The 17,637-nt window shown below is 73.9% G+C and carries 17 protein-coding genes; 10 read left to right on the plus strand and 7 right to left on the minus strand.

Annotated elements, in window-relative coordinates; genetic code table 11:
- Positions 1-7: 7 nt before the first annotated feature.
- Positions 8-736, minus strand: a complete 729-nt coding sequence (locus tag EBO35_RS02375) for a VOC family protein (RefSeq protein WP_122816303.1) — start codon at positions 734-736, stop codon at positions 8-10.
- A gap of 38 nt (positions 737-774) precedes the next feature.
- Entirely contained in the window at positions 775-1,899 is a 1,125-nt protein-coding gene (gene serC, locus EBO35_RS02380) for a phosphoserine transaminase (protein ID WP_122816304.1), read from the minus strand.
- Positions 1,900-2,072: 173 nt separating this feature from the next.
- Between serC and EBO35_RS02385 the strand changes: the two genes are divergently transcribed.
- Complete coding sequence (locus EBO35_RS02385) at positions 2,073-2,582, plus strand: GNAT family N-acetyltransferase (RefSeq protein WP_241153826.1); 510 nt, start codon at positions 2,073-2,075, stop codon at positions 2,580-2,582.
- A 28-nt stretch (positions 2,583-2,610) separates the two neighbouring features.
- Here the strand turns inward: EBO35_RS02385 and EBO35_RS02390 are convergent, their stop codons facing one another.
- Positions 2,611-3,714 carry a citrate synthase 2 gene (locus tag EBO35_RS02390; protein ID WP_122816305.1) on the minus strand — a complete coding sequence of 368 codons (1,104 nt, stop codon included), beginning with the start codon at positions 3,712-3,714 and terminating at the stop codon, positions 2,611-2,613.
- A 66-nt stretch (positions 3,715-3,780) separates the two neighbouring features.
- Here EBO35_RS02390 and pdxH point away from each other — a divergent pair, with 66 nt between their 5' ends.
- The 6 genes from pdxH to EBO35_RS02420 all read left to right on the plus strand — a co-directional run bounded on the left by pdxH (position 3,781) and on the right by EBO35_RS02420 (position 11,309).
- Positions 3,781-4,449: a pyridoxamine 5'-phosphate oxidase gene (gene pdxH, locus EBO35_RS02395; RefSeq protein WP_122816306.1), complete on the plus strand. Its 669-nt coding sequence runs from the start codon at positions 3,781-3,783 to the stop codon at positions 4,447-4,449.
- Positions 4,450-4,508: 59 nt separating this feature from the next.
- Positions 4,509-5,108 carry a TetR/AcrR family transcriptional regulator gene (locus EBO35_RS02400; protein WP_122816307.1) on the plus strand — a complete coding sequence of 200 codons (600 nt, stop codon included), beginning with the start codon at positions 4,509-4,511 and terminating at the stop codon, positions 5,106-5,108.
- On the plus strand, positions 5,108-6,853 hold the full coding sequence (locus tag EBO35_RS02405) for an ABC transporter ATP-binding protein (RefSeq protein WP_122816308.1): 1,746 nt from the start codon (positions 5,108-5,110) through the stop codon (positions 6,851-6,853). The genes EBO35_RS02400 and EBO35_RS02405 overlap by 1 nt, the downstream gene beginning before the upstream one ends.
- Positions 6,850-8,799, plus strand: coding sequence for an ABC transporter ATP-binding protein (locus tag EBO35_RS02410; protein ID WP_122816309.1), 1,950 nt, complete (start codon positions 6,850-6,852; stop codon positions 8,797-8,799). Before EBO35_RS02405 ends, EBO35_RS02410 begins: the two co-directional genes overlap by 4 nt.
- A gap of 405 nt (positions 8,800-9,204) precedes the next feature.
- On the plus strand, positions 9,205-10,809 hold the full coding sequence (locus tag EBO35_RS02415) for an MDR family MFS transporter (protein WP_317983519.1): 1,605 nt from the start codon (positions 9,205-9,207) through the stop codon (positions 10,807-10,809).
- Positions 10,806-11,309: a MarR family winged helix-turn-helix transcriptional regulator gene (locus EBO35_RS02420; protein WP_122816311.1), complete on the plus strand. Its 504-nt coding sequence runs from the start codon at positions 10,806-10,808 to the stop codon at positions 11,307-11,309. Before EBO35_RS02415 ends, EBO35_RS02420 begins: the two co-directional genes overlap by 4 nt.
- Here EBO35_RS02420 and EBO35_RS02425 read toward each other — a convergent pair.
- Both EBO35_RS02425 and EBO35_RS02430 read right to left on the minus strand, forming a co-directional pair.
- Entirely contained in the window at positions 11,251-12,882 is a 1,632-nt protein-coding gene (locus tag EBO35_RS02425) for a glycoside hydrolase family 13 protein (RefSeq protein WP_122816312.1), read from the minus strand. The genes EBO35_RS02420 and EBO35_RS02425 overlap by 59 nt on opposite strands.
- On the minus strand, positions 12,879-13,628 hold the full coding sequence (locus tag EBO35_RS02430; RefSeq protein ID WP_122816313.1) for a hypothetical protein: 750 nt from the start codon (positions 13,626-13,628) through the stop codon (positions 12,879-12,881). Before EBO35_RS02430 ends, EBO35_RS02425 begins: the two co-directional genes overlap by 4 nt.
- A 111-nt stretch (positions 13,629-13,739) precedes the next feature.
- Between EBO35_RS02430 and EBO35_RS02435 the strand changes: the two genes are divergently transcribed.
- Complete coding sequence (locus tag EBO35_RS02435) at positions 13,740-14,426, plus strand: metal-dependent transcriptional regulator (protein ID WP_122816314.1); 687 nt, start codon at positions 13,740-13,742, stop codon at positions 14,424-14,426.
- Here EBO35_RS02435 and EBO35_RS02440 read toward each other — a convergent pair.
- Positions 14,423-15,250, minus strand: a complete 828-nt coding sequence (locus tag EBO35_RS02440; RefSeq protein WP_122816315.1) for an NAD-dependent protein deacetylase — start codon at positions 15,248-15,250, stop codon at positions 14,423-14,425. The genes EBO35_RS02435 and EBO35_RS02440 overlap by 4 nt on opposite strands.
- Complete coding sequence (locus tag EBO35_RS02445) at positions 15,247-15,516, minus strand: DUF2277 domain-containing protein (protein ID WP_122816316.1); 270 nt, start codon at positions 15,514-15,516, stop codon at positions 15,247-15,249. Before EBO35_RS02445 ends, EBO35_RS02440 begins: the two co-directional genes overlap by 4 nt.
- A gap of 51 nt (positions 15,517-15,567) precedes the next feature.
- Here EBO35_RS02445 and EBO35_RS02450 point away from each other — a divergent pair, with 51 nt between their 5' ends.
- Entirely contained in the window at positions 15,568-16,752 is a 1,185-nt protein-coding gene (locus EBO35_RS02450; protein ID WP_122816317.1) for a saccharopine dehydrogenase family protein, read from the plus strand.
- A 59-nt stretch (positions 16,753-16,811) separates the two neighbouring features.
- Positions 16,812-17,582, plus strand: a complete 771-nt coding sequence (lepB, locus tag EBO35_RS02455) for a signal peptidase I (RefSeq protein ID WP_122816318.1) — start codon at positions 16,812-16,814, stop codon at positions 17,580-17,582.
- Positions 17,583-17,637 lie beyond the last annotated feature (55 nt).

Below are 17,637 nucleotides of genomic sequence, written 5' to 3' on the forward strand. Positions count from 1 at the left end.
GGTCGGCTCAGGACCGCGCCGGCAGCACGCAGAACTCGTTGCCGGAGGGGTCGGCGAAGTGCCGCCAGGGCAGGTCGCCCCAGCCCAGGTGCAGCTCGCGGCCGCCGCGCTCGGCGATGCCCGCGGCGATGCCGTCGGGACCGTCGAGCTCGTCGCCGGCCTCGAGGCGGAGGTCGAGGTGCAGCCGGTTCTTGGCGCTGCTCTTGGGTGCCGGCTCCGGGGACAGCTCGAGGAGCGGGCCGCGCAGCGACGGGTGCCGCAGCGACCGGGGTGCGTCGCCGTCCGTGGCGGTCCAACCGGTCAGCCAGGACCAGAACACCGCGTCCCGGTCCGGGTCCGCCGAGGCGAGCGGGAGCGCGGCGACCGGCCCGGCGCCGGCGTACGTCGCCCGGTCCTCGAGCACGCAGAACGGGTTGCCCTCGGGGTCGGCGAGCACCACCCACGGCACGTCGCCCTGACCGATGTCGAGGTGCCGGGCGCCGAGCCCCAGCAGCCGCTCGACCTCCTCGGCCTGACGGGTCCCGCCGGCCAGGTCCAGGTGCAGGCGCGGCGGCTCGGTCGCCGGCTCGGCGACCCGCTGGAAGCACACGTCGAGCACCGGCCCGCCCTCGACGGCGACCCGGGTCTCGAACCCCTCGGGCTCGTCGGTGAGCCGCTCGGCGCCGAGCGCCGCCTCCCAGAACCGGCCCAACCGCTGCGGCTGCGCGGCGTCGACGACGAGGTTCTCCAGGTACATGACCCCACCGTAGGCCCAGCCGGCGGGGCGCGCTCGGCTCAGAGCCGCTCGACCACCCAGTCGATGCAGGCGGTGAGCGCCGCGACGTCGGCCGGGTCGACGGCGGGGTACATCGCGATCCGCAGCTGGTTGCGCCCGAGCTTGCGGTACGGCTCGGTGTCCACGACCCCGTTGGCCCGGAGCACGGCGGCGATCGCCGCGGCGTCGACCGGCTCCTCGAAGTCGATGGTGCCGATGACCAGCGAGCGGTGGTCGGGGTCGGCGACGTAGGGGTAGGCGAACGGGCTCGTCTCGGCCCATCCGTAGAGCGCCTGGGAGGAACGGGTGGTGCGCCCGACCATCCCGGCCAGGCCGCCGTTGGCGAGCATCCAGTCCAGCTGCTCGGCCATCAGGAACAGCGTGGCGATCGACGGCGTGTTGTAGGTCTGGTTCTTCGTGGACTGCTCGATGGCGGTCGGCAGGTCGAAGAACGCCGGCACGTGCCGCGGCGAGGCCGCGATCCGGGCGGCGCGGTCCAGGGCGGCCGGGGACATCGCGGCCAGCCACAGCCCGCCGTCGGAGGCGAAGCACTTCTGCGGCGCGAAGTAGTAGACGTCGCACTCGGTGAGGTCCACCGGGAGGCCGCCGGCACCGGAGGTCGCGTCGATGAGCACGAGCGCGCTCTCGGAGCTGGTCCCGGCGGGACGGGCCACGGGCGCCATCACGGCCGTGGACGTCTCGTTGTGCGCCCAGGCGTAGACGTCGATCCCGTCCTCGGCGACCGGGGACGGGCGGGTGCCCGGGGCGCTGGCGATCACGCTCGGCTCGGCCAGCCACGGCGCGGCGGCCGCGGCCCGGGCGAACTTCGAGGTGAACTCGCCGAACTGCAGGTGCTGGCTGCGGCGCTCGATCAGCCCGTAGGTCGCGATGTCCCAGAACGCCGTCGCCCCGCCGATGCCGAGCACGATCTCGTAGCCGTCCGGCAGCGAGAACAGCTCGGCGAGTCCCGCGCGCACCCGGCCGACCAGGTCGCGCACCGGCGCCTGGCGGTGCGAGGTGCCCATCAGCGAGGTGCCGGTGGCCGCGAGGGCGTCGACGTGGGAGGTCTGGATCTTCGACGGGCCCGCACCGAAGCGGCCGTCCGCGGGGAGCAGGTCGGCGGGGATGCGCAGGGCCTCGGTCATGAGCTGCCTTCCGGAGGTCGCGTGGTGTGGCCCGCTCATTCTGTCAGCCCCGCACCGGCGCGACCGAACCCGGAGCCGGTCCGCGGACGGGGCCGCGGCATCATGGATGCGGCCGCGCCGGCGGCCCGGACGCCGCGCGCACGGCGTACGCCCGAGCACGAGACGAGGTTCTGGTGACCGCTGTGGAGTCGACCTCCCCGCAGGCCGGAGGCCTCACGATCGTCCGGGTCGACTACGGCCACCAGGACGCGATGCGGCTGATGGCGCAGGTCCAGGAGGAGTACGTCGCCCGCTACGGCGGCCCCGACGAGAGCCCGATCGACCCGCTGATGTTCGTGCCGCCCGTGGGCAGCTTCTTCGTCGGCTACCTCGGCGAGACGGCTGTCGCGACCGGCGCCTGGCGCGAGTCCGGGGTGGCGGCGCTCGGCACCACCCGGACCGCCGAGATCAAGCGGATGTACGTCGTGCCCGCGGCGCAGCGGCAGGGGCACGCCCGCCGGATGCTCTCGCACCTGGAGGCCACCGCGGCCGAGGCCGGCTACGCCGCGCTGGTGCTGGAGACCGGGACCCGCCAGCCGGAGGCGATCGCGCTCTACGAGTCCGCCGGCTACCTCCAGATCCCCGGCTTCGGCTACTACCAGGACTCCCCGATCTCGCGCTGCTTCGCCAAGCGGGTCGACTGAGCCTCGACCGGTCCGATCCCCCGCCCCCTCAGTCGGCCCACTCCGTCCGCCAGCCGTCGACGGCGTCGGCGGGGCGGGGGGCGGGGCCGGCGTACACGGCGGAGGGGCGGATCAGTCGGCCGGTGCGCTTCTGCTCCAGGATGTGGGCCGACCAGCCGCCGGTGCGGGCGCAGGTGAACATCGAGGTGAACATCGGCGCCGGCACCTCGGCGAAGTCCAGGACGATCGCGGCCCAGAACTCCACGTTCGTCTCCAGGACCCGGTCCGGACGGCGCTCGCGCAGCTCGGCCAGCGCGGCCTTCTCCAGCTCCTCGGCGACCTGGTAGCGCGGCGCGTCGAGCTCGCGGGCGGTCCGCCGCAGCACCCGCGCGCGGGGGTCCTCGGCGCGGTAGACCCGGTGCCCGAAGCCCATCAGCCGCTCCCCGGAGTCGAGCAGGCCCTTGACGTAGGCGCGCGCGTCGCCGGACCTCTCGACGTCCTCGATCATGCCGAGCACCCGCGAGGGGGCGCCGCCGTGGAGCGGGCCCGACATGGCGCCGATGGCGCCGGAGAACGCCGCCGCGACGTCGGCGCCGGTGGAGGTGATCACCCGGGCGGTGAAGGTCGAGGCGTTCATGCCGTGCTCGGCGGCGCTGGACCAGTAGGCGTCGATCGCCTTGACGTGCTGGGGGTCGGCCTCGCCCTTCCAGCGCAGCAGGAACTTCTCCGCGAGGCTGGCGCCCTCGTCGACCACCGACTGCGGCACCACCGGCCGGTGCAGCCCGCGCGCGGACTGGGCAGCGTAGGAGAGCACCATCACCGCGACCCGGGCGAGGTCCTCACGGGCCTGCTCGTCGGAGATGTCGTAGGTCTGGCGGAAGCCGAACGCCGGCGCGAGCATCGCGATCGCGGCCTGGACGTCGACCCGCACGTCCCCGGTGTGCACGGGCAGGTTGAACGCCTCGGCGGGCGGCAGGCCGGGGCTGTAGCTGCCGTCGATGAGCAGGCCCCACACGTTCTCGAACGGGACCCGCCCGACGATGTCCTCGATGTCGACGCCGCGGTAGCGCAGCGCCGAGCCCTCCTTGTCCGGTTCCGCGATCTGCGTCTCGAAGGCGACGACGCCCTCCAGTCCGTGCTGTACCTCGCTCATGGCGTGCGCGTCCTTCGTCTGCGGGATGGGCCTCCGGCATTCTGCCCCCGAACTACGGTGTTGCCCATGCCCGACCGTGACCCGGACCACGAGCCCGACCTCGACCTGGCCGAGCTGCGCGAGGAGTACGCCCGGGCCGGGCTCGTGGAGGCGGACCTCGACCCGGACCCGGAGGCCATGTTCCGCCGCTGGCTGGGCGAGGCGCTCGCCTCGGGGATGCACGAGCCCAACGCGATGGTGGTCGCCACCGCCGACGCCGACGGGGTGCCGTCCTCACGGATGGTGCTGCTCAAGGGCCTCTCGGCGGCCGGCTTCGTCTTCTACACCAACCAGGCCTCCCGCAAGGGCCGCGAGCTGGCCGCCAACCCGCGCTGCGCGCTGCTGTTCCCCTGGCACCCGCTCGAGCGGCAGGTCCGCGTCGACGGCGTCGCCACGCCCCTGGGGCCCGACGCGGTCGCGACGTACTTCGCCGGTCGGCCGCGGGGCTCCCAGCTCGGGGCCTGGGCGTCGCGCCAGTCGCGGGTGGTCGGCGGCCGCGAGGAGCTGCTCGCGGCCCACGACCGGGCGGCCGAGCGCTTCGCGGGCGGGGAGGTGCCGGTGCCCGACGAGTGGGGCGGGTACGTCGTGCGCCCGGACGCCGTCGAGTTCTGGCAGGGCCGGCCGGGCCGGATGCACGACCGGCTGGTGTACCGACGAGCGGCGGACGGCTGGCGCACCGAGCGGCTCGCGCCCTGAGCGGGCCGATCCGTGGAAACCACTCGTGAGTGAGTGCTCACTCACTTAAGGTGGCCGCCATGACGCCACCCCGGGCCACGCCGATGCCGGCCGAGCGGCGTCGCGAGGCGCTGGTCGACGTCACCCTGGAGCTGCTGCGCGAGCACGGTCGCGACGTGACCACCCGGCAGATCGCGCAGGCCGCCGGGATCGCCGAGGGCACGATCTTCCGGGCCTGCGCCTCCAAGGAGGAGCTGGTCGCCGCGGCCATCGAGCGCGCGTTCGTCCCCGGGGAGGTCCTGGACCGGCTGGCCGAGATCGACCGGGACGCCCCGTTCGAGCAGCGGATGGTGCTGGTCGCCGAGGTGCTGCAGGCGCGCTACCGCGCGACGTTCGACCTGATGGCGAAGGTGGGGCTGGTCCGCCCGCCGGAGTCGAGCCCGGCAGCCGTCCACCGCGAGTCCCACCTCGAGCGGCTCACCGCGCTGATGGTCGAGATCGTGGGCGCGGACGCCGACCTCCTCGACGTCCCGGCCGAGGAGTTCGTGCACCGGCTGCGGCTCCTGGTCTTCGTCGGCAGCCATCCCGAGCTCTCCGACGGGCGTACGCTCGGTGCCGAGGCCGCCGTGCGCACCGTCCTGCACGGCCTGTTGCGGCGCCCCGAGGGCGAGGAGTCCTGATGCTCGTCCGCCTGCTGCGCACCCACCTCGCGCCGTACCGCACCTGGCTGGTCGCGGTCGTGGTCCTCCAGGGGCTCGGCGTGATCGCCGCGCTCACCCTGCCGAGCCTCAACGCCGACATCATCGACAACGGCGTCGCCGCCGGGGACACCGGCTACATCTGGCGCGTCGGCGCCGTGATGCTCGCGGTCTCGGCGGTCCAGCTGCTCTGCTCGGTGGGCGCCGCCTGGTACGGCGGCCGCGCCGCGATGAGCCTGGGCCGGGACCTGCGCGCCGCGCTCTTCCATCGGGTCGGCACCTTCTCGGCCCGCGAGGTCGCCCACTTCGGGGCCCCGTCGCTGATCACCCGGACCACCAACGACGTCCAGCAGGTGCAGATGCTGGTCGCGATGGCCTCGATCATCGCGGTGACCTCGCCGATCATGATGGTCGGTGGCGTGGTGATGGCGCTGCGCGAGGACCTCGGCCTGGGCTGGGTGCTGGCGGTGACCGTGCCGGCGCTGTGCGTGTGCGTCGCGGGCGTGGTCTCCCGGATGGTGCCGAGCTTCCGGCTGATGCAGGTCCGCATCGATGAGGTGAACCGGATCCTGCGCGAGCAGATCGCCGGGATCCGCGTGGTCCGGGCGTTCGTCCGCGAGCGCGACGAGACCCGGCGCTTCGCCCGGGCCAACGACGACCTGACCGAGGTGGCGGTGCGCGCCGGCCGCTGGATGGCCACGCTCTTCCCGCTCGGTCTGCTCGTGGTCAACATGGCCAGCGTCGCGGTGATCTGGTTCGGCGGCCACCGGGTGGACGAGGGCCAGATGGGCGTCGGCGCGCTCACCGCGTTCCTGTCCTACCTGATGCTGATCTTCATGTCGGTGGTGATGGCCACCTTCATGCTCATGCAGGTCCCGCGCTCCGCGGTCTGCGCGGAACGGGTCGCCGAGGTTCTCGACACCCGCACCTCGGTGACCCCGCCGGCCGACCCGGTGGAGCCCGACCCGGCCCGCCGGGGCTGGCTGGACCTGGACCGGGTCAGCTTCGCCTATCCGGGCGCGGACGCGCCGGTGCTGGCCGAGGTCTCCTTCTCGGCCCGGCCGGGGCAGACCGTGGCCGTGGTCGGGTCCACCGGGTCCGGCAAGACCACGCTGGTCAACCTGGTGCCGCGGCTGGTCGACGCCACCGTCGGCGCGGTGCGCGTCGGCGGCACCGACGTACGCCGCTGGCGCGCCGAGGAGCTGTGGGCGCAGATCGGCCTGGTGCCGCAGCGGGCCTGGCTGTTCAGCGGCACGGTGCGCAGCAACCTGCTCCACGGCCGCCCGGAGGCGACCGAGGAGGAGCTGTGGGAGGCGCTCGAGATCGCGCAGGCCCGCGACTTCGTGGCGGCGTCCCCCGAGGGGCTCGACGCCCCGGTCTCCCAGGGCGGCAGCAACTTCTCCGGCGGCCAGCGCCAGCGCCTGGCGATCGCCCGCGCGGTCGTGCGGCGCCCGGCCATCTACCTGCTCGACGACGCCTTCTCGGCCCTCGACGTGGCCACCGACGCCCGGCTGCGGGCGGCGCTGCGGCCGATCACCCGCGACGCGACGGTCGTGGTCGTGGCGCAGCGGGTCTCCTCGATCCTCGAGGCCGACCTGATCGTGGTCCTCGACGACGGCCGCGTGGTCGGCGAGGGGACGCACGCGCAGCTGCTCGCCGAGTGCCCCACCTATCAGGAGATCGTCGCCTCGCAGCTCGGCGTCGAGGCGACCGGAGGAGTGGCATGAGCGAGCGCCAGAGCGGCGGCCTGCGCAGCACCGAGCGGATCCAGGCACCGGCCGGCGGCCCCGGGCGCGGGCCGGGCGGCCCCGGAGCCGGCATGGTCGCCCAGAAGGCGATGACGTTCGGACCCTCGGCCCGCCGCCTGGCCGCCCGGCTGCGCCCGGACCGGACCGCGGTGGCGCTGGTGATCGTGCTCGGCGTGGTCTCGGTGCTGCTCACCGCGATCGGGCCCCGGCTGCTCGGCCACGCCACCGACCTGATCTTCAGCGGCGTGCTCGCCGGCGACCTGCCGGCCGGCACCCCGGAGTCCGAGCTGCCGGAGGCGATCCGCGGCCAGGACGTCGTCCCCGGCGCGGGCGTCGACTTCGGCGCCGTCGGCCAGGTCCTGATGCTGGTCGCCGCGGTCTATCTCGGCGCGTCCCTGCTGGGCTGGCTCCAGGGCTACCTGCTCACCGGCGTGGTCCAGAACGCCGTGCGCGGCATGCGCGCCGACGTGGAGGCCAAGATCCACCGGCTGCCGCTGGCGGCGGTCGACAAGTCCTCGCGCGGGGAGCTGCTGAGCCGGGTCACCAACGACATCGACAACATCAGCCAGAGCCTGCAGCAGACGATGAGCCAGCTGCTCACCGCGGTGCTGACGATCCTCGCGGTGCTCTCGATGATGCTGTGGATCTCCCCGGCGCTGGCATTGGTCTCGCTGGTCTCGGTCCCGATCTCGCTGCTGATCACCCGCGCGATCATGAAGCGCTCCCAGGGCCAGTTCGTCGCCCAGTGGCGGCGCACCGGCGTCCTGAACTCCCAGGTCGAGGAGGCGTTCTCCGGTCACGCGCTGGTCTCGGTCTACGGCCGCCGGGCCGAGGTCGAGCAGACCTTCGGCCGGGAGAACGACGAGCTGTTCCGGGTGAGCTTCGGCGCGCAGTTCGTCAGCGGCCTGATCATGCCGGCGATGATGTTCGTCGGGAACCTCGGCTACGTCCTGATCGCCGTCATCGGCGGGCTCCGGGTCGCGAGCGGGTCGCTGACCCTGGGCGAGGTGCAGGCGTTCGTGCAGTACGCCCGCCAGTTCAACCAGCCGCTCACCCAGGTCGCGAGCATGGTGAACCTGCTCCAGTCCGGGGTGGCCTCCGCCGAGCGGGTCTTCGAGCTGCTCGACGCCGAGGAGGAGTCCCCGGACCCGCCGTCGAGCGGCGCCCCCGCCGTCACCCGCGGCGAGGTGGCCTTCGAGGACGTCACGTTCTCCTACGACCCCGAGCGGCCGCTGATCACCGACCTGTCGTTCGTGGCCCGTCCGGGCCAGACGGTCGCGATCGTCGGGCCGACCGGCGCCGGCAAGACCACGCTGGTGAACCTCGTGATGCGCTTCTACGAGCTCGACGGCGGACGGATCACCGTGGACGGCGTGGACGTCGCCACGCTGCCGCGCGCCGAGCTGCGCAGCCGGGTCGGGATGGTGCTCCAGGACGCCTGGCTCTTCGGCGGCACGATCCGCGAGAACATCGCCTACGGCCGGCCCGAGGCGAGCGAGGACGAGGTGCTCGCCGCCGCCCGGGCGACGTACGTCGACAGGTTCGTGCACTCGCTCCCGCAGGGCTACGACACGGTGGTCGACGAGGACGGCGCGAACCTGTCGGCGGGGGAGCGGCAGCTGATCACGATCGCCCGCGCGTTCCTGACCGACCCGGCCCTGCTGATCCTCGACGAGGCGACGTCCTCGGTGGACACCCGCACCGAGCTGCTCGTGCAGCAGGCGATGGCCGCGCTGCGCACCGACCGCACCTCGTTCGTGATCGCCCACCGGCTCTCCACGATCCGCGACGCGGACCTGATCCTGGTCATGGAGGCCGGCGCGATCGTGGAGCAGGGCAGCCACGACGACCTGCTCGCCGCGCAGGGCGCGTACGCGCGGCTGTACCGCTCGCAGTTCGAGGGCGAGGCGGTCCCCAGTACCTGACTCCGGGGCGCGGATCCGGTCGACGCACAGAGCTGCAAATCGCCTTGTGCGGCCCGCGGCGGCGATCTACGGTCGTCGTACACGGGAAAGGAGGTGGTCCGAGGAATGAGTTCTTTCAGGACGCGTGAGGTGGCTGCCCGCTAGCAGCCCAGCAGGACGATCGGGCCGAGTGCCCGTGACGCTGCTGGCGAATCCACAGCAGCTGCCCGACCCGCAGGCGAACCCGGGAACGTCCCCCGGGGGCGGCCCGCCGGACTTCAGGTCCGCGGCCACGCCTGCGGGTCGCTGCGTGTCCGGGGTCGTCGGTGTCCGGGGCGTCGGTGTCCGGGGGTCGTGGCCGAGGAGTGGAACCGTCGGAATAAAGTTGATCGGGACAACCTTTGACCGGCCGTGAAGCGAGAGCCCGTGACCCACCCCGCACCCCCCGCATCCTCCGCCTCCGGCGAGGTGGCGATGACCCACCGCCAGATCCTGGAGGCGCTCTCCGGGCTGCTCCTGGCGATGTTCGTGGCGATGCTCTCCAGCACCGTCGTCAGCAACGCGCTGCCCCGCATCGTGACCGACCTGGACGGCAGCCAGACCGGCTACACCTGGGTGGTGGTCGCGACGCTGCTGGCGATGACCGCCACCACCCCGATCTGGGGCAAGCTCTCGGACCTGTTCAGCAAGAAGGTGCTGGTGCAGACGGCGCTGGTGATCTTCTCGGTCGGGTCGGTCGTGGCCACGCTGGCCGACAGCATGGAGGTGCTGATCGGGGCCCGGGTGGTGCAGGGCCTGGGCATCGGCGGCCTGACCGCCCTGGTCCAGGTCGTCATCGCCACGATGGTGAGCCCCCGGGAGCGCGGGCGCTACTCGGGCTACATCGGCGCGGTCTTCGCGGTCGCCACGATCAGCGGCCCGCTCGTCGGCGGCCTGATCGTCGACAGCCCGCTGGGCTGGCGCGGCTGCTTCGCGATCGGGCTGCCCTTCGCGGCGGTCGCGTTCGTGCTGCTGCAGAAGACCCTGCACCTGCCGGTGATCAAGCGCGAGGTGCGCATCGACTACCTCGGCGCGACCCTGATCATGGCCGGCGTCTCGATCCTGCTGGTCTGGGTCTCGCTGGCCGGCAACCAGTTCGACTGGATGTCCTCGACCACCGCGATCCTGGTCGCCGTGGGCGTGCTCGTCCTGGTCGCCGCGGTGTATGTCGAGATCAAGGTGGCCGCCGACCCGGTGGTCCCGATGCGGCTCTTCGCGGACCGCACGATGACCCTCGCCACGATCGCCTCGGTCCTGGTCGGCGTCGCGATGTTCGGCTCCACGGTCTACCTCAGCCAGTACTTCCAGCTCGCCCGGGGGATGTCGCCCACCGAGGCCGGCCTGATGACGATCGCCATGGTCGTCCCGCTGATGCTCTCCAGCCTGGTCAGCGGCCGGGTCATCACCCGCACTGGCGTGTGGAAGCGCTGGCTGGTCGGCGGCATGGCCCTGGTCGTCGCCGGGCTCGCCCTGCTCGGCTCCATCGACGAGACCACCCACCTCCCGGTCGTCTGCCTGTTCATGGGCGTCCTCGGCCTCGGCATGGGCGCCACCATGCAGAACCTCGTGCTCGCGGTGCAGAACAACGTCTCCCTGGCCGACCTCGGCGCTGCCAGTTCCGTGGTGGCCTTCTTCCGCAGCATGGGTGGCTCGGTCGGCGTCTCCGTCCTCGGGGCGATCCTCGGCACCCAGGTCGCGGACCGGGTGGCGGCCGGCTACGAGCAGGCCCAGCGGATGCCGAGCGGCGACTTCGGCAGCCACGCGATCCCCGACCTGCGGGGCCTGCCCGGGTGGGAGGCGCAGATCTGGGAGCACGGCTTCGGCGCCTCGATCGGCGAGCTGTACCTGATCGCGGCCCCGGCGGCGGCGCTCGCCTTCCTGTGCGTGCTGTTCATCAAGGAGGTCCCGCTGCGGACCACCCTCGGCCTGGAGCGGCCCGCTCCGGTGGGGGACACCGCAGCTGACACCGTCGACGCGGAGGCGCAGCGGTGAGCGGGTCCGACGACCGGGACCGCGCCGAGTCGCTGCGCACCGTCGAGCGCGAGGTCGGCGTCCTGATCCGACGGATCAAGCGGGTGATCGGCGAGCGCGCCCGGGCCGTCGACCCGGCGCTGCAGCCGGCGTCGTACCTGATGCTGGACTACCTCGCCCAGCACGGCCCGATGCGCTCCAGCGACCTCGCCGAGACCTTCAACGTCGACAAGGGCGCGATCAGTCGCCAGGTCCAGCACCTCGTGGACCTCGAGCTCGCCGAGCGCACCCCCGACCCGGAGGACCGGCGCGCCGCCCAGGTGGCGGTGAGCGCCGAGGCCAAGCGCCGGCTCGCGGACGTCTCCCACGAGCGCCTCGCCTGGCTGGACCAGCGCCTGGGCGAGTGGGACGCTGCGGAGCTCGCCGGCTTCGCCGAGTCGCTCGCCCGCTACAACGCGCTGCTCAGCGAGCCGCTGGGTCCCGAAGCCAGACGGCGCAGTCCGCAGGCAGATCCCGACTGAGGACCGTCCCGGCGGGGGCGCTGCTGGCCAGCACCTCGCCGGGCGGCAGCGGGACCGCCTCGCTGCCGCAGTTGAGCACCACGGTCACCGGTCCGCGTCGGAAGCTCAGCACCGCGCCCTCGACCCGCAGGTCGGTGACGCTCTCGCCGGCGGTCGTCGCGAAGGTGCGCCGGGCGGCGAGCGCCGCCCGGTAGAACGCCAGCGTCGAGCCGGGGTCCGCCTGCTGGGCGGCCACGCTCCGGGGGCCCCAGCCCGCGGGCTGGGGCAGCCAGGGCTGGCCGGTGCCCGGCCCGAAGCCGTACGGCGCAGCGTCGCCGTCCCAGGGGAGCGGGACCCGGCAGCCGTCGCGGCCGGCCTCGCCGGTGCGGAACCAGGACGGGTCGGTCCGGTGCTCGGGGGCCACGTCGACCTCCTCCAGGCCGAGCTCCTCGCCCTGGTAGAGGTACGCCGAGCCGGGCAGGGCCAGCATCGTCAGCGTCGCGGCCCGGGCCCGGGCCAGTCCGCGCGGCCCGCCGCCGTACCGCGTGGGGTGGCGGATCACGTCGTGGTTGCTGAGCACCCAGGTCGGCGAGCCGCCGACCGGGCCGACCGCCTCCAGCGTCCCGGTGACGACCGCGGCGAACGCCTCGGCCGACCACGGCGCCAGCAGCCAGGAGAAGTTGAAGGCCTGGTGCATCTCGTCGGGACGCACGAAGCGGGCCATCGACTCCGGCGTCTGGGTCCACGCCTCGGCCACCAGGATCCGGTCGCCGCGCGGCCCGGCGTACTCGTCGAGGACCCGGCGCCAGCGCCGGTAGACCTCGTGCACCTCGGGCTGGTCCCACATCGGCTCGTCGCGCAGCGTCCGCTCGATCATCGAGCCGCCGGTCGGGGCCGCGCTGCCGGGCTCGGACCCCTCGGGGACCACCTGGTCGCGCAGCCCTTCCTCCTTGACCAGGCCGTGCGCGACGTCGATCCGGAAGCCGTCCACGCCGCGGTCCAGCCAGAACCGGAGCACCGACTCGAACATGTCCCCGACCTCGGGGTTGCGCCAGTTCAGGTCGGGCTGGGAGGAGTCGAACAGGTGCAGGTACCACTGCCCGTCGGGGACCCGGGTCCAGGCCGCCCCGCCGAAGACCGAGCGCCAGTTGTTCGGAGGCAGGCTGCCGTCCGCCCCGCGGCCCTCGCGGAACAGGTAGCGGGCCCGCTCGGGGCTGCCCGGGCCCGCCTCGAGGGCCGCGCGGAACCAGGGGTGCTCGCTGGAGGTGTGGTTGGGGACCAGGTCGACGATCACCCGCAGGTCCAGCTCGTGGGCGCGCGCCACCAGCGCGTCGGCGTCGTCGAGGGTCCCGAAGAGCGGGTCGACGTCGGTGTAGTCCGCGACGTCGTAGCCGTGGTCGCGCTGCGGCGAGCGATAGAACGGCGTGATCCACAGGGCGTCGACGCCCAGGTCGCGCAGGTGCGGCAGCCGGGCGGTGAGGCCGGGCAGGTCGCCGACCCCGTCGCCGTCGGCGTCGGCGAAGCTGCGCACGTAGACCTCGTAGGTCACCGCGTGCCGCCACCACTGCTGGTGCTCGGCGTCCCGCTCGCTCATCGCAGCTCGATCCAGGTCTGGGCGGCGCACCCGACCAGGGCGCCCGACGCGTCGTACAGGCTGGTGGCGGCGAAGGTCTTGCGGCCCTCGTGGCCGCGGACCTCGCCGACCACCACGTGCTCCTCGTCGAGGGCCGGGAGCCGGTCGATGCGCGCGGTCATCCGGCCGAGCACCATCACCCGCTCGCCGATGCCGCCGGCCCAGCCGCCCGCACAGTCCAGGGCCGCCCAGGTCACCGGCAGCGACGCGCGGCCAGCGGTGTCGTCGGCGTCGCTCCGGTCGGGGGTCCAGGTCGCCGCCACCCGGCGGGCGTCCGCCGGGCCGTCGCCGCTGGGGCCGGGAAAGATCCGCAGCCCGTCGCCCTCGGCGCGGTCGGGGCCGCAGACGAAGCAGGTGGGGAAGGGGTGCCCGGCCCCGGAGAACGCCGCGGCCGCGGCACGCGCCACGGCCGGGCTCACCGGGGGCACCGGGTCGGGATCGGTAGCCCAGGGGCGGGCTGCGGCGACGGTGGTCTCGCCGGCGCAGAGCGTCAGCGGACCCTCCGGCGTCTCCCGGGAGGTGCGCAACGCCACGTCGAGGGGTGGCGGTGCGGTGAGGGTCACCTCGATCGACGGCCAGCGGTGCCCGGTGCTGGTGCCGGTGCCGGGGTCGGCCAGGGCCGCGACGCTGCCGCTGACCCAGCCGCCGTTGCCGGAGTCGGGGGGTCCGCAGTAGCGGGCGGGGACCAGCAGCTCGGGATCGCTCACCCCTCGATCGTGCCTCACCGGGCCAGCCCGGGACGGAGGCGGGCGGGGGAGGGTCCAGGGCCGCCGATGTCAAAAATGCCTGTGCGGCGCCGGTGGGACACAATGGTCCGCGTGAGCGACCTGATCGACACCACCGAGATGTACCTCCGGACCATCTATGAGCTGGTCGAGGAGGGGATCATCCCGCTGCGTGCCCGGATCGCCGAGCGGCTGCACCAGAGCGGCCCCACCGTCTCCCAGACCGTGGCGCGGATGGAGCGCGACGGCCTGCTGACCGTCGAGGGCGACCGCCACCTCGAGCTCACCGAGGAGGGGCTGCGGCTGGCCACCCGGGTGATGCGCAAGCACCGCCTCGCCGAGCGGCTGCTCACCGACGTCATCGGCCTGGAGTGGGAGCTGGTCCACGAGGAGGCGTGCCGCTGGGAGCACGTCATGTCCGAGACCGTGGAGCGCCGGCTGCTGGACCTGCTGGGCTCGCCCACCGAGTCGCCGTACGGCAACCCGATCCCGGGCCTCGACGAGCTCGGCCAGGAGGCCGTCGGCGAGGACTTCATGAACGGCGTCGAGCCGCTCTCGCGGGTGGCCGGCCCGCACGAGGGCCGCGCGCTGATCCGACGGATCTCCGAGGAGATGCAGAAGGACGAGATGCTGATGAGCGCCCTGCGTCGCGTCGGCGCCCTGCCGGACAAGACGGTCACGATCATCGCCACCCCCGACGGCGTCCTGCTCGGCACCGGCGGCGAGACCGCCGAGATCGTCCCCGAGGCCGCTGACCACATCTTCGTGCGGCGGCTCTAGCCGGAGGCCAGCCCCACCAGGAACTCGCTGCACCCCACCTCGAGCGTGTACGCCGCGAGCGGGTCGCCGCGGGTGGCGCCGCGGTTGACGATCACCACCGGGGTGCCGTTCTTCGCGGCCCGGCGCACGAACCGCAGGCCGCTCATCACGGTCAGGCTCGAGCCGGCCACCAGCAGCGCGCCGCCGGTGTCGGCCAGCGCGTCCACCGCGGCGTAGCAGCGCTGCACCCGCGGCGCGGGGACGTTCTCGCCGAAGAAGACCACGTCGGGCTTGAGCAGCCCGCCGCACTCCGCGCAGTCCGGCACCACGAACCCGTCGGTCTCCTCGAGGTCCACGTCACCGTCGGGCCGCACCGCGACGTGCGCGTGCCGCTCGGCCCAGCCCGGGTTGAGCTCGGCCAGCCGGCGCTGCAGTGCGTCGCGGGCCGAGGTGGCGCGGCAGCCCAGGCACACCACGTCGGCGATCCGGCCGTGCAGGGCGACCACCCGCCGGGACCCGGCGCGCTCGTGCAGGCCGTCGACGTTCTGGGTGATCAGCAGGTCGGGATCGAGCCGGGCCAGGGCCGCGTGGCCCGGGTTGGGCTCGGCGTGCCGCATCCGCCCCCAGCCCAGGTGGCTGCGCGCCCAGTAGCGCTGCCGCGCCTCCGGCGTCGCCACGAACTCCTGGTAGGTCATCGGTGCCCGCGCCGGCGACCCCGGCCCGCGGTAGTCGGGGATGCCGGAGTCGGTCGAGAGCCCCGCGCCGGTCAGCACCACCAGCGGACGGCCGCGCAGCAGCGCCAGCGCCTCGGCGTACCCGCCTGCGGGGCCGGCGGTGAGCGTCATCGGGCGTAGCGCAGGGCCGCGCGGGCCCGGGCCTTGTCGGCCTCCACCCCGCGGTTCTTCGGTGGCGCGGTCGTGACGAGCTCGGCGAGCAGGTGCTCGGTGACGTGCGCGATCTCGGCGACCGCGCGGTCGAAGGCGGCCTGGTTGGCCTGCGACGGCTTCGTGGCGCCGCTGACCTTGCGGACGTACTGCAGCGCCGCGGCGCTGACCTCGTCGCGGGTGGCCGGCGGCTCGAAGTTGTGGAGCGGACGGATGTTGCGGCACATGCCTCGAGCGTACGGCGCCGCGACGCTGGGCGCTCCTGTCAGAGTGTGGCCATGATCCGAGATCTCGACCTGGTCGTGTTCGGCGCCACCGGCTTCACCGGGGGGCTGACCGCCGAGCACCTCGCCCGGCACGCTCCCGCCGGGCTGCGCTGGGCACTGGCCGGCCGCAACGCCGAGAAGCTCGCCGCGGTGCGGGACCGGCTGGCCGCGATCAGGCCCGACCTCGGGGACCTCGAGCTGCTCCACGCCGACGTCACCGACCCCGGCTCGCTGGCCGACGTCGCCGGTCGGGCCAAGGTCGTCGTCACCACGGTCGGCCCCTACCTCACCCACGGCGAGCCGCTGGTCGCCGCGTGCGCCGAGGCCGGCACCGACTACGTGGACCTCACCGGGGAGCCGGAGTTCATCGACCGGATGTACCTGGCCCACCACGCGACGGCGGTCCGGACCGGGGCCCGGATCGTGCACGCCTGCGGCTTCGACTCCGTCCCGCACGACCTCGGGGTGCTCTTCGCCGTCCAGCAGCTGCAGGCCGACGGGCCGCTGCGGGTGCGGGGCGTCGTGCGGGCCTCGGCCACGTTCTCCGGCGGCACCTTCCACTCCGCGGTCACCGCCGCCTCCCGGGCCCGGCAGATGAAGGAGGCCGCGGCCGAGCGGCGCCGGGTCGAGCCGCGCCCGCAGGGCCGCTCCTCCCGGGCGGTCGCTGGCCGCCCGCACCGCGACCCGCTGCTGGGGATGTGGCTGCTGCCGCTGCCGACGGTCGACCCGCTCGTGGTCGCGCGCAGCGGTGCCGCGCTCGCGGCGTACGGCCCGGACTTCCGCTACTCCCACTACGCCGGCACCCGCACCCTGCGGTACGCCGTGGGCGGCGCCGCCGGCGTCGGGGCGCTGGCGGCGGCCGCCCAGGTCCCGCCGCTGCGCCGGCAGCTGCTCCAGCGGGTCCAGCAGGGCGAGGGTCCCGACGAGCAGCGCCGGGCCCGGTCCTGGTTCACCGTCGACGTGGTCGCCGAGACCGGTCCCGGAGGGGACGGGGACGGCCGCGCCCTGCACGCGCGGGTCAGCGGCGGCGACCCCGGCTACGACGAGACGGCGCGGATGCTCGGGGAGTCCGCCCTGTGCCTGCTGCTCGACGACAACCCGCCGACCGCCGGCTCCGTCACGACCGCCCAGGCCATGGGGGAGAACCTCACTGCGCGGCTGCGGTCGGGCGGGATGCGGTTCGAGGTCGTCGGGTGAGGATCCGCGGGTCGAGGGGCGAGCGGGACGGGTCCGACGGCGGGGATAGGGTCGGCCGCGTGAGCGAGACCGAGGGCAAGGGCAGCGACGAGGCCCACGGCGGCTCGGGGGACGGGGAGCGGCCCGCGCGGGCCAAGAAGCACTGGAAGGTGTGGCAGGAGACGCTCGTCCTGCTCGTCGTCGCGGTCGTGCTCTCGCTGGTCGTGAAGACGTTCTTCGTCCAGGCCTTCTACATCCCCTCCTCCTCGATGGAGCCGGGCCTGCAGGTCAACGACCGGATCCTGGTCGAGAAGTGGTCCTACTGGTTCGGGGAGCCGAAGCGCGGCGACGTGGTGGTCTTCGAGGACCCGGGCAGCTGGCTGCCCGCCACCGACTCCGAGCCGTCCAACCCGGTCGTGAGCGTGCTGTCCAAGATCGGGCTGTACCCCGCGGGCGGGCACCTGGTGAAGCGGGTCGTCGGGACCGCTGGCGACGTGATCGAGTGCTGCGACGCCGAGGGCCGGCTGATCGTGAACGGCGAGCCGGTCGACGAGTCCGGCTACGCGCGGCCCGACGACGCCGAGTGCTACGGGCCGATGCCCGGCCAGTGCGCGTGGACGGCCGGCCCGGTGCCGGAGGGCTACCTGTTCGTGATGGGCGACAACCGGGCCAGCTCCTCGGACTCCTCGGCGCGGCTGTGCACCCCCCGGGAGACCGACTGCGTCTCGGGCCGCGAGTTCGTCCCGGAGGACCTGGTCGTCGGCAAGGTGTTCGTCCGCCTGTGGCCGGCCGGGCGGATGGGCGGGGTCGACAGCTCCGAGCCGCTGCGGGACGCCCCCGACCCCGAGTGACCCCTGGCGTCGCCGACGGTGACGTGCTTCACTCTTACTGACCGCTCGGTCGGTA

The sequence above is a fragment of the Nocardioides pantholopis genome (genome assembly GCF_003710085.1).
GTDB classification, from domain to species: domain Bacteria; phylum Actinomycetota; class Actinomycetes; order Propionibacteriales; family Nocardioidaceae; genus Nocardioides; species Nocardioides pantholopis.

What these genes read in the sequence shown, in the direction of transcription:
- serC (WP_122816304.1), bottom strand. Translation starts at nt 1,899, where the DNA reads ATGACCGAGGCCCTGCGCATCCCCGCCGACCTGCTCCCCGCGGACGGC.
- EBO35_RS02405 (WP_122816308.1), top strand. Translation starts at nt 5,108, where the DNA reads ATGCTCGTCCGCCTGCTGCGCACCCACCTCGCGCCGTACCGCACCTGG.
- EBO35_RS02440 (WP_122816315.1), bottom strand. Translation starts at nt 15,250, where the DNA reads ATGACGCTCACCGCCGGCCCCGCAGGCGGGTACGCCGAGGCGCTGGCG.
- EBO35_RS02390 (WP_122816305.1), bottom strand. Translation starts at nt 3,714, where the DNA reads ATGAGCGAGGTACAGCACGGACTGGAGGGCGTCGTCGCCTTCGAGACG.
- EBO35_RS02445 (WP_122816316.1), bottom strand. Translation starts at nt 15,516, where the DNA reads ATGTGCCGCAACATCCGTCCGCTCCACAACTTCGAGCCGCCGGCCACC.
- pdxH (WP_122816306.1), top strand. Translation starts at nt 3,781, where the DNA reads ATGCCCGACCGTGACCCGGACCACGAGCCCGACCTCGACCTGGCCGAG.
- EBO35_RS02450 (WP_122816317.1), top strand. Translation starts at nt 15,568, where the DNA reads ATGATCCGAGATCTCGACCTGGTCGTGTTCGGCGCCACCGGCTTCACC.
- EBO35_RS02425 (WP_122816312.1), bottom strand. Translation starts at nt 12,882, where the DNA reads ATGAGCGAGCGGGACGCCGAGCACCAGCAGTGGTGGCGGCACGCGGTG.
- EBO35_RS02410 (WP_122816309.1), top strand. Translation starts at nt 6,850, where the DNA reads ATGAGCGAGCGCCAGAGCGGCGGCCTGCGCAGCACCGAGCGGATCCAG.
- EBO35_RS02400 (WP_122816307.1), top strand. Translation starts at nt 4,509, where the DNA reads ATGACGCCACCCCGGGCCACGCCGATGCCGGCCGAGCGGCGTCGCGAG.
- EBO35_RS02375 (WP_122816303.1), bottom strand. Translation starts at nt 736, where the DNA reads ATGTACCTGGAGAACCTCGTCGTCGACGCCGCGCAGCCGCAGCGGTTG.